The organism is Micromonospora sp. DT44 (assembly GCF_049841635.1).
In the GTDB taxonomy this organism is placed as follows: domain Bacteria; phylum Actinomycetota; class Actinomycetes; order Mycobacteriales; family Micromonosporaceae; genus Micromonospora.
On sequence record NZ_JBNCKS010000061.1, the window covers coordinates 22,709 to 36,598 of the forward strand.

At 71.3% G+C, this 13,890-nt stretch carries 12 protein-coding genes; 11 read left to right on the forward strand and 1 reads right to left on the reverse strand.

Annotated elements, in window-relative coordinates; translation table 11 throughout:
* Positions 1–36: 36 nt before the first annotated feature.
* The 8 genes from ACLQ25_RS27435 to ACLQ25_RS27470 all read left to right on the forward strand — a co-directional run bounded on the left by ACLQ25_RS27435 (position 37) and on the right by ACLQ25_RS27470 (position 7,512).
* Positions 37–633, forward strand: coding sequence for a TetR family transcriptional regulator (locus ACLQ25_RS27435; RefSeq protein WP_425733657.1), 597 nt, complete (start codon positions 37–39; stop codon positions 631–633).
* 137 nt (positions 634–770) lie between these two features.
* A complete protein-coding gene (locus ACLQ25_RS27440) occupies positions 771–1,745 on the forward strand; it encodes a Rossmann-like and DUF2520 domain-containing protein (RefSeq protein WP_425733658.1) in 975 nt (324 codons plus the stop codon).
* Entirely contained in the window at positions 1,742–2,590 is an 849-nt protein-coding gene (panC, locus tag ACLQ25_RS27445) for a pantoate--beta-alanine ligase (RefSeq protein WP_425733659.1), read from the forward strand. Before ACLQ25_RS27440 ends, panC begins: the two co-directional genes overlap by 4 nt.
* 42 nt (positions 2,591–2,632) lie before the next feature.
* Positions 2,633–3,061, forward strand: a complete 429-nt coding sequence (gene panD / locus ACLQ25_RS27450) for an aspartate 1-decarboxylase (protein WP_425733660.1) — start codon at positions 2,633–2,635, stop codon at positions 3,059–3,061.
* A 96-nt stretch (positions 3,062–3,157) separates the two neighbouring features.
* The gene (locus ACLQ25_RS27455; RefSeq protein WP_425733661.1) at positions 3,158–4,054 is read left to right on the forward strand and encodes a septum formation family protein; all 897 of its coding nucleotides are present in this window, start codon (positions 3,158–3,160) and stop codon (positions 4,052–4,054) included.
* 94 nt (positions 4,055–4,148) lie between these two features.
* Complete coding sequence (locus ACLQ25_RS27460; protein ID WP_425733662.1) at positions 4,149–5,843, forward strand: L-aspartate oxidase; 1,695 nt, start codon at positions 4,149–4,151, stop codon at positions 5,841–5,843.
* Complete coding sequence (gene nadC, locus ACLQ25_RS27465; protein WP_425733663.1) at positions 5,840–6,736, forward strand: carboxylating nicotinate-nucleotide diphosphorylase; 897 nt, start codon at positions 5,840–5,842, stop codon at positions 6,734–6,736. The genes ACLQ25_RS27460 and nadC overlap by 4 nt, the downstream gene beginning before the upstream one ends.
* A gap of 17 nt (positions 6,737–6,753) precedes the next feature.
* Positions 6,754–7,512, forward strand: coding sequence for a type III pantothenate kinase (locus ACLQ25_RS27470; RefSeq protein WP_425733664.1), 759 nt, complete (start codon positions 6,754–6,756; stop codon positions 7,510–7,512).
* A 4-nt stretch (positions 7,513–7,516) separates the two neighbouring features.
* Here ACLQ25_RS27470 and ACLQ25_RS27475 read toward each other — a convergent pair whose 3' ends face one another.
* Positions 7,517–8,257: a class I SAM-dependent methyltransferase gene (locus tag ACLQ25_RS27475; protein WP_425733665.1), complete on the reverse strand. Its 741-nt coding sequence runs from the start codon at positions 8,255–8,257 to the stop codon at positions 7,517–7,519.
* Positions 8,258–8,344: 87 nt separating this feature from the next.
* Between ACLQ25_RS27475 and lysS the strand changes: the two genes are divergently transcribed.
* The 3 genes from lysS (at position 8,345) to ACLQ25_RS27490 (ending at position 13,398) form a co-directional block, all read left to right on the forward strand.
* Positions 8,345–9,853 (forward strand): lysine--tRNA ligase, encoded by a 1,509-nt coding sequence (lysS, locus tag ACLQ25_RS27480; RefSeq protein ID WP_425733666.1) that lies wholly within the window; start codon positions 8,345–8,347, stop codon positions 9,851–9,853.
* 112 nt (positions 9,854–9,965) lie between these two features.
* On the forward strand, positions 9,966–10,310 hold the full coding sequence (locus ACLQ25_RS27485; protein WP_425733667.1) for a histone-like nucleoid-structuring protein Lsr2: 345 nt from the start codon (positions 9,966–9,968) through the stop codon (positions 10,308–10,310).
* A gap of 538 nt (positions 10,311–10,848) precedes the next feature.
* Entirely contained in the window at positions 10,849–13,398 is a 2,550-nt protein-coding gene (locus tag ACLQ25_RS27490; protein WP_393215342.1) for an ATP-dependent Clp protease ATP-binding subunit, read from the forward strand.
* Positions 13,399–13,890: the final 492 nt, after the last annotated feature.

A 13,890-nucleotide genomic window follows, 5' to 3' on the forward strand; every position in this document is an offset into this window, starting at 1 on the left:
GCAATGTCGCAATGTGACATCGGATACTATCGGGGCATGGCTCGCTGGCAACCCGACGCGCGTGGCCGCCTGGAGGCGGCCGCCTTCGAGCTGTTCCGGGAGCGCGGCTTCGACCAGACCACCGTCGCCGACATCGCCGAGCGGGCCGGTCTCGACAAGCGCACCTTCTACCGACTCTTCGGCGACAAACGCGAGGCCCTGTTCAGCGGCAGCGGGCACCTGGAAGAGGTGCTGGTCAAGGCGGTGGCAGAGCTGGACGCCGGGCCGTTCGACGCGGTGGTGGCGGCCTTCGGTCGGGTGGCCGAGGAGGTCTTCGCCGACCGCCTGGAACTCGTCCGGGCCCGACAGGCCATCATCGAGAGCAGTCCGGAGCTGCGGGAGCGCGAACTGCGCAAGACGGATTCGCTGGCGGCCTCGGTCGCCGCGGCCCTCCGCGCCAAGGGTTTCGCCGAGACCACGGCCACCCTGGCCACCGAGTCGGGTGCCATGGTCTTCCGGGTCGCGTACGCCCGCTGGATCGCGCCCGGCAGCGACGCTTCGCTCAGCGACCTGATCGCCGAGGTGGCCGCCGAGCTGCGCGCGATCACGTCACCCTCGGGCTCGGATCAGCGGATCTTGGACGCTTTCCGTTAGCTGCTAACGGAAACTGTCCTCGATCTGCACGCCGTGCCGGAGTGGTGAAGGTTTTCACACATGCTTGTCCCGGTTCGGCGAGCCGGGCGCATACTTGCGATCGACCGGTACCCCTTCTCGAGGACTGGATCGTCGTCATGAGCGCACCGTTGCGCCCGCGTCCGGCCGCCCCCCACGGGCCTGCCGGGTCGTGGGATCGCGCCGACACCGGCGCCCGCGCCACCTCCCGCCCACTCACCGTCGGTGTCGTCGGCGCGGGCCGCGTCGGGGCCGTGCTGGGCGCGGCGCTCGCCGCCGCCGGGCACCACGTGACCGCCGTCGCCGGTGAATCCGGGGCCAGTCGCGCCCGCCTTGCGCTCCTGCTGCCCGACGTGCCCCGCCGCCCGGCCACCTCCGTCGCCCGCGCCGCCACCGACCTGCTGGTGATCGCCGTGCCGGACGACGCGCTGGCCGACGTGGTCGCCGATCTCGCCCGGCGTGGCGCCCTGCACCCGGGTCAGGTGGTCGCGCACACCTCCGGAGCGCACGGTCTGGGCGTGCTGGCGCCGGCCGCCGCGCTCGGCGTCCGGCCGCTGGCCCTGCATCCCGCCATGACCTTCACCGGTACGCCGGACGACCTGGCCCGCCTCGACGGGATCTCGTACGGGGTCACGGCCCCGGCTGACCTGCGCCCGCTGGCCGCCCGGCTCGTCACCGACCTGGGCGGCGTCCCCGAGTGGGTGGCCGAGGCGGACCGCCCGCTGTACCACGCCGCGCTCGCGCACGGTGCGAACCACCTGGTGACCCTGGTGAACGAGGCGACCGACCGGCTGCGTGACGCCGGAGTGGCCCGTCCGGAGAAGGTGCTCGCCCCGCTGCTGCGGGCCGCTCTGGAGAACGCGCTACGCCTCGGCGACGACGCGCTGACCGGTCCGGTGTCCCGGGGCGACGCGGGCACGGTCGAGCGGCACCTGGCCCGGCTGACCGCCACCGCGCCGGAGTCGGTCCCCGCCTACCTGGCGCTGGCCCGGCGTACGGCCGACCGGGCGATCGCCGCCGGCCGGCTACGACCGGTGGACGCGCAGTCGCTGCTCGGGGTGCTCGCCGGGACGGATCGGGAGGTGGCGGCATGACGCAGGTGGTGCACACCCGTGCCGAGCTGGACGAGGCCCGGGGCGCGCTGAAGGGCGCCGTCGGCGTGGTGATGACCATGGGTGCCCTGCACGAGGGGCACGAGACGCTGCTGCGCGCGGCCCGGGAACAGGCCGACCACGTCCTGGTGACGATCTTCGTGAACCCGTTGCAGTTCGGGCCGAACGAGGACTTCGACCGCTACCCGCGCACGCTCGACGCCGACCTGGAGGTGTGCCGGCGGGCCGGCGCCGACCTGGTCTTCGCCCCCTCGGTGGCGGACATGTATCCGGACGGCCAGCCCCGGGTGCGTCTGGACCCGGGCCCGCTCGGCGCCGAGTTGGAGGGCGCGAGCCGTCCCGGCTTCTTCCACGGCGTCCTCACGGTGGTCCTGAAGCTGCTCCAGCTCACGCGCCCCCACCTGGCGTTCTTCGGCGAGAAGGACTACCAGCAGCTCACCCTGGTCCGGCGGATGACCCGGGACCTGGACGTCCCGGTCGAGGTGATCGGCGTACCGACGGTCCGGGAGCCGGACGGGCTGGCGCTGTCCAGCCGCAACCGCTACCTGAGCGAGCCCGAGCGTGCGGCGGCGCTCAGCCTCTCCGCCGCGCTGCGGGCGGGTGCCCGGGCCGCCGACGAGGGCCTGGACGCGGGCGAGGTGCTGACCGCCGCGCACGCCGCGTTCGGCGCCGGTACGCCCGGGGCCCAGCTCGACTATCTGGTGCTCACCGATCCCGAGCTGGAGCCCGGGCCGGTGTCCGGGCCGGCCCGCCTGGTGATCGCCGCCTGGGTGGGCACCACCCGGTTGATCGACAACGCGGCGATCCATCTCGCTCCTCGTCCCTGACCTCGGCCGTACCCCCACCACCCTTTCCGAAAGGCCAGTCCGATGCTGCGGACCATGCTCAAGTCGAAGATCCACCGCGCCACGGTGACCCAGGCCGACCTGCACTACGTCGGTTCGGTGACGGTGGACGAGGACCTGCTCGACGCCGCCGACCTGCTCCCCGGCGAGCAGGTCGCGATCGTGGACATCACGAACGGCGCACGACTGGAGACGTACGTCATCCCGGGTGTGCGGGGCAGCGGCGTGATCGGCATCAACGGTGCCGCCGCGCACCTCGTACACCCCGGTGACCTGGTCATCCTGATCTCGTACGCGCAGATGGACGACGCCGAGGCCCGGTCGTACCGGCCGCGGGTGGTGCACGTGGACGCCGACAACCGGGTGGTCGAGCTGGGCACCGATCCGGCGACGGCAGCGCCGGGCACGGCCGGTGCCCCGGTACCCAACCCGCTCGCGCTGTCCGGAGTCTGATCTCGCGCGCGGAGATTCCGGTCTGTCACCGGAAGGTCATTTCCGGTTACCCTGGGCACGCTGGCGGAAGCCGGTAGGTGGCTGGGGGAGGCCGCGATGTGCCGTGCCACGACGACCCTGTTCGCCACTGCCGTCACGGCAGTGTTGCTGGTGGGCTGTGCCACCTCCGGTGGTCTCGACGGCGACCTGACCGACGACTGGGCGGCGTTGCCGCCGGCCACGGCGTTCACGCCGGCGGTCGGGGTGTGCCAGGCCGCCGACTTCGTCGAGGTGGTCACGCTGGCCGCCTACCAGCCGATCGACTGCGCCGGCCCGCACCGGGTGGAGACCGTGCACGTGGGGGCGTTCCCCACCGAACGGCCCGCCGCGCCGGCCACCGGCTCGGTGGAGTTGCGCGGCGCGTTCGCCGAGTGCGACACCCGGGCCTCCGCGTACGTGGGCGACGACTGGCGGGCCGGGCGTCTGCGGCTGTCGGTGGCGCTGCCCTCCGGGCCGGGTTGGACGGCCGGCGCCCGCTGGTACCGGTGCGACCTCACCGAGTTGAACACGGTCGAGACGGCGGCCACGGTGGTGGTTCGCTCGGGCAGCCTGCGGAACGCGTTGAAGGGGACCAGCGGGCTGCGGTTGGGCTGTCAGCAGACCCGTGGCGGGGCGGGCCGGGACGTGCTGACGCTGGTCCCGGTGGAGTGCGCTGGCCGCCACGACGCCGAGTTCGTCGGGGTGTGGCGCGCGCCGGACAAGCCGTACCCGGCCAAGAACGCCGACTGGGCGCCCCTCTACACCGGCTGCCGCAGCGTCCTCGGGCGTTACGTGGGCGTGCCGGACGACTCCGACCTGCGGTTCCGCAGCGGGGTGGTGGTGCGTCCGCCCGGCGCGGGGCGCTGGCGCGTCGGTGACCGGGGGGTCCGCTGTTACCTGTGGTTGAGCGACCGTACGGTCACCGCGTCGTTGAAGGGCGCGGGTCCGGCCGGCCTGCCGGTGCGGACGAAGTGAGCGGCGCGGCGCGGTCCCGACCGGACGGGGTTGCCCAAACCACTCGTTGAGCCCCCGCCGCCCCGGGCGAGGATCGTTCGGGTTGACTGGTGGGATGGACCTTCCGACCGTCGACCTGCCGGCCCTGCCCAGACTGCTGGCCGCGCCCGAGCCCGGCTGGGTGGAGACCACCGACGTGATCGTGGTCGGGTCCGGGGTGGCGGGGCTGACCGCCGCGCTGCACCTGCGGGAGGCGGGCCTGCACGTCACCGTCGTTACCAAGGTCAATATCGATGACGGCTCGACCCGGTGGGCGCAGGGCGGCATCGCGGCGGTGCTCGACCCGGCGGACACGTCGGAGGCGCACGCGCGGGACACCGAGATCGCCGGTGTGGGGCTCTGCGACCCAACGGCCGTACGGGTCCTCGTCGAGGAGGGGCCGACCCGGCTGCGGGAGCTGATGCGGATCGGCGCCGAGTTCGACCGTCATCCGGACGGCTCGTTGATGTTGACCCGCGAGGGTGGGCACCGGGCGGACCGGATCGTGCACGCGGGCGGCGACGCGACGGGCGCGGAGGTGCAGCGGGCCCTGCACGCCGCGGTGCAACGCGACCCGTGGATCCGGCTGGTCGAGCACGCTCTCGTGCTGGACCTGCTGCGCGCGCCCGGCGACGGCCCGGACGGCCTCGGCCCGGCCTGCGGGATCACCCTGCACGTGCTCGGTGAGGGCAGCGAGGACGGCGTGGGCGCGTTGCTCGCCCGGGCGGTGGTGCTGGCCACCGGCGGGATGGGGCAGGTCTTCGCGGCCACCACCAACCCGGCGGTCTCCACGGGCGACGGGGTGGCGCTGGCGCTGCGGGCCGGCGCGGCGGTGACCGACGTCGAGTTCGTGCAGTTCCATCCGACCGCGCTGATCACCCCCTCCGGCGTCGGGGTGCCCGGTGCCGGGCACGCGCAGCAGCCGCTCGTCAGCGAGGCGCTGCGCGGCGAGGGCGCGTACCTGGTGGACGGCGACGGCAAGCGGTTCATGGTGGGCCAGCACGAGCTGGCCGAGCTGGCCCCCCGGGACGTGGTGGCCAAGGGCATCCACCGTGTGCTGCTGGCCACCGGCGCCGACCATGTCTTCCTCGACGCCCGGCACCTGGGCGGCGACTTCCTGGCCGCGCGCTTCCCGACCATCGTGGCGTCCTGCCTGGCGATCGGCGTGGACCCGGCCACCGACCTCATCCCGGTCGCTCCGGCCGCCCACTACGCCTCCGGCGGGGTCCGCACCGACCTGCGGGGCCGCACGTCGATCCCCGGTCTGTACGCCTGCGGCGAGGTCGCCTGTACGGGCGTGCACGGCGCGAACCGGTTGGCCAGCAACTCGCTGCTGGAGGGGCTGGTGTTCTCCCGGCGCATCGCCGACGACATCGCGGCCGGCCTGCCCGAGCAGGCTCAACCGGCGGACGTCGGCGCGTGGCGCGGGGGTACGGGCTGGGTGGTGCCGGCCGAGGCGACGCCGACGTTGCAGCGGGCGATGACCCGTGGCGCCGGGGTGCTGCGCTCGGCCGCGACGCTGGCCGGGACGGCTGCGACGCTCACGGAGCTGGGCGCGGCGCGGGGTCGACCCCGGACCGCCGACTGGGAGGCGACGAACCTGCTCACGGTGGCGTCGACGCTCGTCACGGCGGCGTACGCGCGCGCCGAGACGCGGGGGTGCCACTGGCGGGAGGACTTCCCGACGGCCGACGAGCGGTGGCGGGGCCACCTCGTCGGGTCGGTCGGGGCGCAGGGCGCGGTGACGCAGCAGTGGGAGGAGAATTCATGATCGAGTCGACTCGGGTGGCGCTGCGGGCGGCCGGACTGGACCCGGAACAGGTACGTCGGGTGGTCGAGACCGCACTGGTCGAGGATCTGGGGCCCGATTTCCTGGACGTCACAAGCGTGGCGACCATCCCGGCCGAGCAGACCGACACCGCCGACCTGGTGGCCCGCGCCGACGGCGTGGTGGCCGGGCTGGCGGTGGCCGCCGCCGTGTTCGAGCTGGTGGGCGAGGTGACGGGCTCCGGTCGTACCGTCGAGGTGTCGATGTCGGCCCGCGACGGCGAGCGGGTGGCCCGCGGCGACGTGCTGGCGACGGTGGCCGGCCCGACCCGGTTGCTGCTGACGGCCGAGCGGACGGCGCTGAACCTCCTCTGCCGGATGTCCGGGGTGGCCACCCACACCCGGGCGTGGGCGGACGCGCTGGCCGGCACGAAGGCGATGGTGCTGGACACCCGCAAGACGACGCCGGGCCTGCGGGCGCTGGAGAAGTACGCGGTGCGGGCCGGCGGCGGCACCAACAAGCGGATGGGCCTCTACGACGTGGCCATGATCAAGGACAACCACAAGCTGGCGGCCGGGGGCATCACGGCGGCGTACCGGCGGGTCCGGGAGGCGTTCCCGGAGGTGCCGGTGCAGGTCGAGGTGACCACCGTCGACGAGGCGGTGGAGGCGGTGGAGGCCGGGGCGAACTTCCTGCTCTGCGACAACATGACGCCGGAGGTGCTGGCCGAGGCGGTGACCGCGGTGGGCGACCGGGCGGAGCTGGAGGCCACCGGCGGGCTGACCCTGGAGGTGGCCGGCCGGTACGCGGCCACCGGCGTCGACTTCCTCTCGGTGGGCGCGTTGACGCACTCGTCGCCGATCCTGGACATCGCGCTGGACCTGCGCACGAACTAGTTGTCTAGGCTTCGAGCGTGCTGCTCTGCATCGACATCGGAAACACCAACACCGTGCTGGCGACCTTCGAGGGCGACAAGCTGGTGCACTCCTGGCGGATCAAGACCGATGCCCGTTCGACGGCGGACGAGCTGGGCCTGATGTTCCGGGGCCTGCTCGCCGGGGACAACGTCGAGATCACCGGGGTGGCCGCCTGCTCCACGGTGCCCGCCGCGCTGCGCTCGCTGCGGACCATGCTCGGCCGCTACTACGCCGACCTGCCGAGCGTCATCGTCGAGCCGGGCGTGCGCACCGGGGTGCAGTTGGCGATCGACAACCCGAAGGAGGTGGGCGCCGACCGGGTGGTGAACACCCTGGCCGCGTACACGCTCTACGGCGGGCCGTCGATCGTCGTGGACTTCGGCACCACCACCAACTTCGACGTGATCAGCGGTCGTGGCGAATTCCTCGGTGGGGCGTTCGCCCCGGGCATCGAGATCTCCTTCGACGCGCTCGCGGCCCGCGCCGCCCAGCTCCGCAAGGTCGAGGCCACCAAACCCCGATCGGTGATCGGCAAGAACACCGTGGAGTGCCTCCAGTCCGGCCTGTACTTCGGCTTCGCCGGGCAGGTGGACCGGATCGTCGAGCGGATGACCGAGGAGTTGGGCGAGGTGCGGGCGGTGATCGCCACCGGAGGCCTCGCCTCCCTGGTGATGAACGAATGCCGCAGCCTCACCCACCACGAGCCGATGATCACGCTGATCGGCCTGCGGATGGTCTACGAGCGCAACCTCTGATGGGTCAGCGGCGTCGGGCGCGCAGCACCAACGTCCGGTACGGCAGCTCGACGGTTTCCCGGCCGGCCAGGGCGGGGTGGGTGTCCAGCAGGTCGGCCAGCTCGCGCGCGACCCGCCGCTGATCGTCGGCCGAGGCGGTGAGCCAGTACGAACGGGTGCGGATCATGCCCAGCACCTCGTCCGGCGTGAGGACCGTGCGGTGCCCGAACTCGCGCGCCTCGACGGCCGTGAACCCGGGCCCGAAGTCGGTGTTCTGCTGGACCAGCTCGGCCGACTTGTCGTCGAGGTGGGCGATCCTGCCCAGCTCTGCCACCCATTCGACGCTGTCGTCCCGAATGTTCCAGGTGGGGGCGAAGATGCCGCCGGGGCGCAGCACCCGGCCGATCTCGGCGTGCGCGGGCTCCCGGTCGAACCAGTGGTACGCCGTCCCGACCAGCACCGCGTCCGCCGCGCCGTCGGGCAGCGGCACGGCCTCCGCGCTGCCCGCCAGCGCCGTCGTGCCCGGCGTGGAGACCGCGAGTTGCGTCCGCATCCCCGGATCAGGCTCGACGGGTACGACGTGGAAGCCCAGAGCCTGCACGGCGCGCGTCAGGATGCCGGTGCCGGCGCCCAGGTCGACAACCTGCCCGCCGTCGCCCAGGCCGTCGAGGGTCCACCGGAGCGCCGCGGCGGGATAGGTGGGTCGGAACCGGTCGTAATCGCTCGCCGCGGCACCGAAGGAGAGGGCGTGAGTGGGATCGACCATGACGGGCAGTATCCGGTAACGGTCCCCGGAGCGCTTGAGTACGCTCGGGCGTGACCCCCCGTATCTCCCGTGACGAGGAAGCGTGCCGTGAGCGAGCAGAACGCCGTGCCAGTGGACCCCGCCGACGACCTTCCCGAGCAGATGAAGGTCCGCCGGGAGAAGCGGGACCGGATGCTCGCCGAGGGCGTCGAGCCCTACCCGGTCGGTTTCGCCCGGACCACCACGCTGGCCGAGATCCGCACCCGCTACGCCGAGCTGCCCACCGACACCGCCACCGGCGACGAGGTCTCGGTCACCGGCCGGGTGATCTTCGTACGCAACACGGGAAAGCTCTGCTTCGCGACCCTGCGGGACGGCGACGGCACGGAGTTGCAGGCCATGCTCTCCCTCGACCGGGTCGGGGCGGAGCGGCTGGAGGCCTGGAAGCGCCTCGTCGACCTGGGTGACCACGTCGGCGTGACCGGCGAAGTGATCACCAGCCGCCGGGGCGAGCTGTCGGTGTTGGCGCAGCGGTGGGAGATGACCGCCAAGGCGCTGCGGCCGTTGCCGGTGGCGCACAAGCCGCTCTCCGAGGAGGCCCGGGTCCGGCAGCGCTACGTGGACCTGATCGTCCGCCCGCAGGCGCGGCAGATGGTCCGTACCCGCGCGGCGGCGGTACGCAGCCTGCGCGATTCACTGCACGGTCAGGGTTTCATCGAGGTGGAAACTCCGATGCTGCAACTCCTGCATGGTGGTGCGACGGCCCGACCGTTCGTGACCCACAGCAATGCGTTGAGCACCGATCTGTATCTGCGAATCGCGCCGGAACTGTTTTTGAAGCGCGCCGTCGTCGGTGGCGTGGACCGCGTCTTCGAGATCAACCGCAACTTCCGTAATGAGGGTGTCGACTCTTCGCACTCGCCGGAGTTCGCGATGCTGGAGACCTACCAGGCGTACGGGGACTACGACACGATCGGCGAGTTGACCCGCAATCTCGTGCAACAGGCGGCGATCGCGGTGAGCGGCTCGACGGTGGTGACCCACGCCGACGGGCGGGAGTTCGACCTGGGCGGCGAGTGGCGATCGGTGTCGCTGTTCGGGGTCCTTTCCGAGGCACTCGGCGAGGAGGTCACGGTCCGTACCGAACGGGCTCGGCTGGTCGAGTACGCGGACAAGGTGGGATTGGCCGTCGACCCGAAGTGGGGCCCGGGCAAGCTGGCCGAGGAGTTGTTCGAGGAACTGGTCGTTCCCGGCCTGCAGGCGCCCACCTTCGTGCGCGACTACCCGGAGGAGACCAGCCCGCTGACCCGGGCACACCGCAGCGAGCCGGGGCTGGCCGAGAAGTGGGACCTCTACGTCCTCGGTTTCGAGCTGGGCACCGGGTACTCCGAGCTCGTCGACCCCGTGGTACAGCGGGAACGCCTGGTCACCCAGGCGCAGCTCGCGGCCCGCGGCGACGACGAGGCGATGCGTCTCGACGAGGACTTTCTCCGGGCCATGGAGTACGGAATGCCTCCCGCCGGGGGTATGGGAATGGGAATCGACCGCCTGTTGATGGCCCTGACCGGCCTCGGAATTCGGGAAACGATCCTCTTCCCGTTGGTCCGCCCGGAGTAGTCGTCCGCCGACTCCCAGCGAGTCGTAACGGCATCCTGTTGACGGGGCGAGCAGCACGGGGGTTATTGTGCTCTCAATAGCAGGAGCGCCCTGCTCGAAAGGAATGTGGGACGTGGCCAAGCAGATCATTCACAAGCTGGTCGATGACCTGGACGGCGGGGACGCGGACGAGACCGTCAAGTTCGCGCTCGACGGCGTTCAGTACGAGATCGACCTGTCCGGCTCCAACGCCGCGAAATTGCGCGACGTATTCGCGCCGTACGTCGGAGCGGGCACCAAGGTTGGTCGCGGTGGCGTGGTGATCGGTGGGCGGGCCGCCCGCGGTCGCGGTGGCGCCACCGCCGACCGGGAGCAGAACAAGGCGATCCGGGACTGGGCCAAGAAGGCCGGCAAGGACATCTCGGACCGTGGTCGTATTCCGCAGGAGATCGTCGACGAGTTCCACGCCAAGCGCTGATCTCGTTCAGCGCAGCGGTGGCGGCGGCCACCGCGGGGCGACACCGACGCCGGGCCGGAGCATCCTCCGGGCCGGCGTCGCCGTCTTTCCACCCCGGCGGGGCCGCGTGCGGTGGCGGGGTCGCATGCGGTGGCCGGGGCGCGGGCGGTGGCCGGGTCGCGGGCGGGAATGTCGGGCGGACCGGGCGACGTTGTCCACAGGCGGTGGAGAAGTTTTCCACAACCTGTGGATGACCGCCGAGACCCCACGCTGGGCCTCTCCGGGCCTCTCTGGGCCTCTCCGGGGGCGGCGGAGGGCTTCTCCGTGGTCGACCGGATTTCGCTCTACGCGTAGCGACAGGGGTACCGGAACACCTCCTGAGCGCGGACGGTTGTGCAAAACGACGTGGAACCGACCCGGACCGGAGAGACACGACCTCAGCTGAGTCGGTCAGCGACGATAGAGTAAGGAGGCACGGACGCCCGTCCCGGACGTTCGTGCACCGGCCCCGCCAAGATCTTGACCATCAAGGCGCACGGCATGTGAGGAGCACGAGGGCATGTTCGAGCGGTTCACCGACCGAGCGCGACGGGTTGTCGTCCTGGCCCAAGAAGAGGCCCGGATGCTCAACCACAACTACATCGGTACGGAACACATCCTGCTGGGCCTGATCCACGAAGGTGAAGGCGTCGCGGCAAAGGCCTTGGAGAGCCTCGGCATCTCCCTGGAGGGCGTCCGCCAGCAGGTCGAGGAGATCATCGGCCAGGGCCAGCAGGCGCCGAGCGGGCACATCCCGTTCACGCCGCGGGCCAAGAAGGTGCTGGAGCTGTCGCTGCGCGAGGCGCTGCAGCTCGGCCACAACTACATCGGCACCGAGCACATCCTGCTCGGGCTGATCCGTGAGGGCGAGGGCGTCGCCGCCCAGGTGCTGGTCAAGCTCGGCGCCGACCTCAACCGGGTCCGCCAGCAGGTGATCCAGCTCCTCTCCGGCTACCAGGGCAAGGAGCCCGCCGCGGCGGGTGCCGCGCCGGGTGAGGCCGCGCCGTCGACCAGCCTCGTGCTGGACCAGTTCGGCCGCAACCTGACCCAGGCCGCCCGCGAGGGCAAACTCGACCCGGTCATCGGGCGCGAGAAGGAAATCGAGCGGGTCATGCAGGTGCTCTCCCGCCGTACCAAGAACAACCCGGTCCTGATCGGTGAGCCCGGCGTCGGTAAGACCGCCGTGGTGGAGGGGCTTTCCCAGAAGATCATCAAGGGCGAGGTGCCCGAGACTCTGAAGGACAAGCAGCTCTACACGCTCGACCTGGGTGCGCTGGTCGCGGGTTCCCGCTACCGCGGTGACTTCGAGGAGCGCCTCAAGAAGGTGCTCAAGGAGATCCGCACGCGGGGCGACATCATCCTGTTCATCGACGAGATCCACACCCTTGTGGGCGCGGGTGCCGCCGAGGGCGCGATCGACGCCGCCAGCATCCTCAAACCGATGCTGGCCCGTGGTGAGCTGCAGACCATCGGCGCCACCACGCTCGACGAATACCGCAAGCACCTGGAGAAGGACGCCGCTCTCGAGCGCCGGTTCCAGCCGATCCAGGTGGGTGAGCCGTCGCTGGCGCACACCATCGAGATCCTCAAGGGCCTGCGGGACCGTTACGAGGCGCACCACCGCGTCAGCATCACCGACGCCGCTCTCGTGGCCGCCGCGACGCTGGCCGACCGGTACATCTCGGACCGCTTCCTGCCGGACAAGGCGATCGACCTGATCGACGAGGCCGGCGCCCGGATGCGGATCCGTCGGATGACCGCGCCGCCAGACCTGCGTGACTTCGACGAGCGCATCGCCCAGGTGCGCCGCGACAAGGAGTCCGCGATCGACGCGCAGGACTTCGAGCGCGCCGCCCAGCTGCGCGACAAGGAGAAGCAGCTCCTTGGTCAGAAGGCGCAGCGGGAGAAGGAGTGGAAGGCCGGTGACCTGGACGTCGTCAGCGAGGTCGACGACGAGCAGATCGCCGAGGTGCTCGGCAACTGGACTGGTATCCCGGTCTACAAGCTGACCGAGGAGGAGACCTCGCGCCTGCTGCGCATGGAGGACGAGCTGCACAAGCGCGTCATCGGCCAGGAGGACGCGGTCAAGGCGGTTTCGAAGGCGATCCGGCGTACCCGGGCCGGCCTGAAGGACCCGAAGCGCCCGTCCGGCTCGTTCATCTTCGCCGGTCCGTCCGGTGTCGGTAAGACCGAGCTGTCCAAGGCGCTCGCCGAGTTCCTCTTCGGCAGCGAGGACGCCCTCATCCAGCTGGACATGTCCGAGTTCCACGACCGGTACACGGTGTCCCGCCTCGTGGGTGCCCCTCCCGGCTACGTCGGTTACGACGAGGGCGGGCAGCTGACCGAGAAGGTGCGTCGTCGTCCGTTCTCGGTGGTCCTGTTCGACGAGATCGAGAAGGCCCACCCGGACGTGTTCAACACGCTCCTGCAGATCCTCGAGGACGGTCGGCTCACCGACGGTCAGGGCCGGATCGTGGATTTCAAGAACACGGTCATCATCCTGACCACCAACCTGGGCACCCGTGACGTCGCCAAGGCGGTGTCGTTGGGCTTCCAGCAGTCGGAGGACTCCGAGTCCACCTACGACCGGATGAAGCAGAAGGTCAACGACGAGCTCAAGCAGCACTTCCGGCCTGAGTTCCTCAACCGGATCGACGACACCATCGTCTTCCACCAGCTGCGCCAGACCGAGATCCTCTCGATCGTGGACATCATGATCCAGCGGATCGAGGGCCAGCTGCGCAACAAGGACATGGGTCTGGAGCTGACCGACAACGCCAAGAAGTACCTGGCGGCGAAGGGCTTCGACCCGGTGCTCGGTGCCCGTCCGCTTCGTCGCACGATCCAGCGCGACATCGAGGACAACCTCTCCGAGCGGATCCTGTTCAACGAGCTGACCCCCGGTCAGATCGTGGTGGTGGACTGCGAGGGCGACCCGAACGACATCGACAAGTCCAAGCTCGTCTTCCGGGGTGCGGAGAAGCCGGTCGAGGTTCCGGACGCCGTTCCGGCCGACCTCGGTGGCACCGCCGCCGGCACCGCGGCAGCGGCGACGGACGAGGTGGCATAACCAGCACTAGACAAGGGGCGGGGCTCCGGCGGCGCAAGCCACCGGGGCCCCGCCCCTTTCTGCGCGCCCGTCCAGCGGGCACTCGCCGACCCGGCGCGGCCCACGCCGTCGTGCGCCACCGGCCCGCCCACGCCGTCGTGCGCCACCGGCCCGCCCACGCCGTCGTGCGCCACCGGCCCGCCTGCGGCGTCGTGCGCCACCGGGCCGCCCGCAATGTCGTGCGCCGGCGGCCCGCCCGCAATGTCGTGCGCCGGCGGCCCGCCCGCAATGTCGTGCGCCGGCGGCCCGCCCGCAATGTCGTATCCGCCGACCCCGGCTGCGCAACATCGGGGAAACTGCTGGCTCCCGGCGGTCGGAGGCAGCAGTTTCCCTGATGTTGCGCGGCGGGCCGGTCGGGAGCGCTGGCAAGATCGCGCTGCATCCTGGAGCTTGTCTCATCCTGTTTGGGCTGTTCAGGAGTGGTTGACAGGTCTTGTTGGTGTGGTGGGGTGC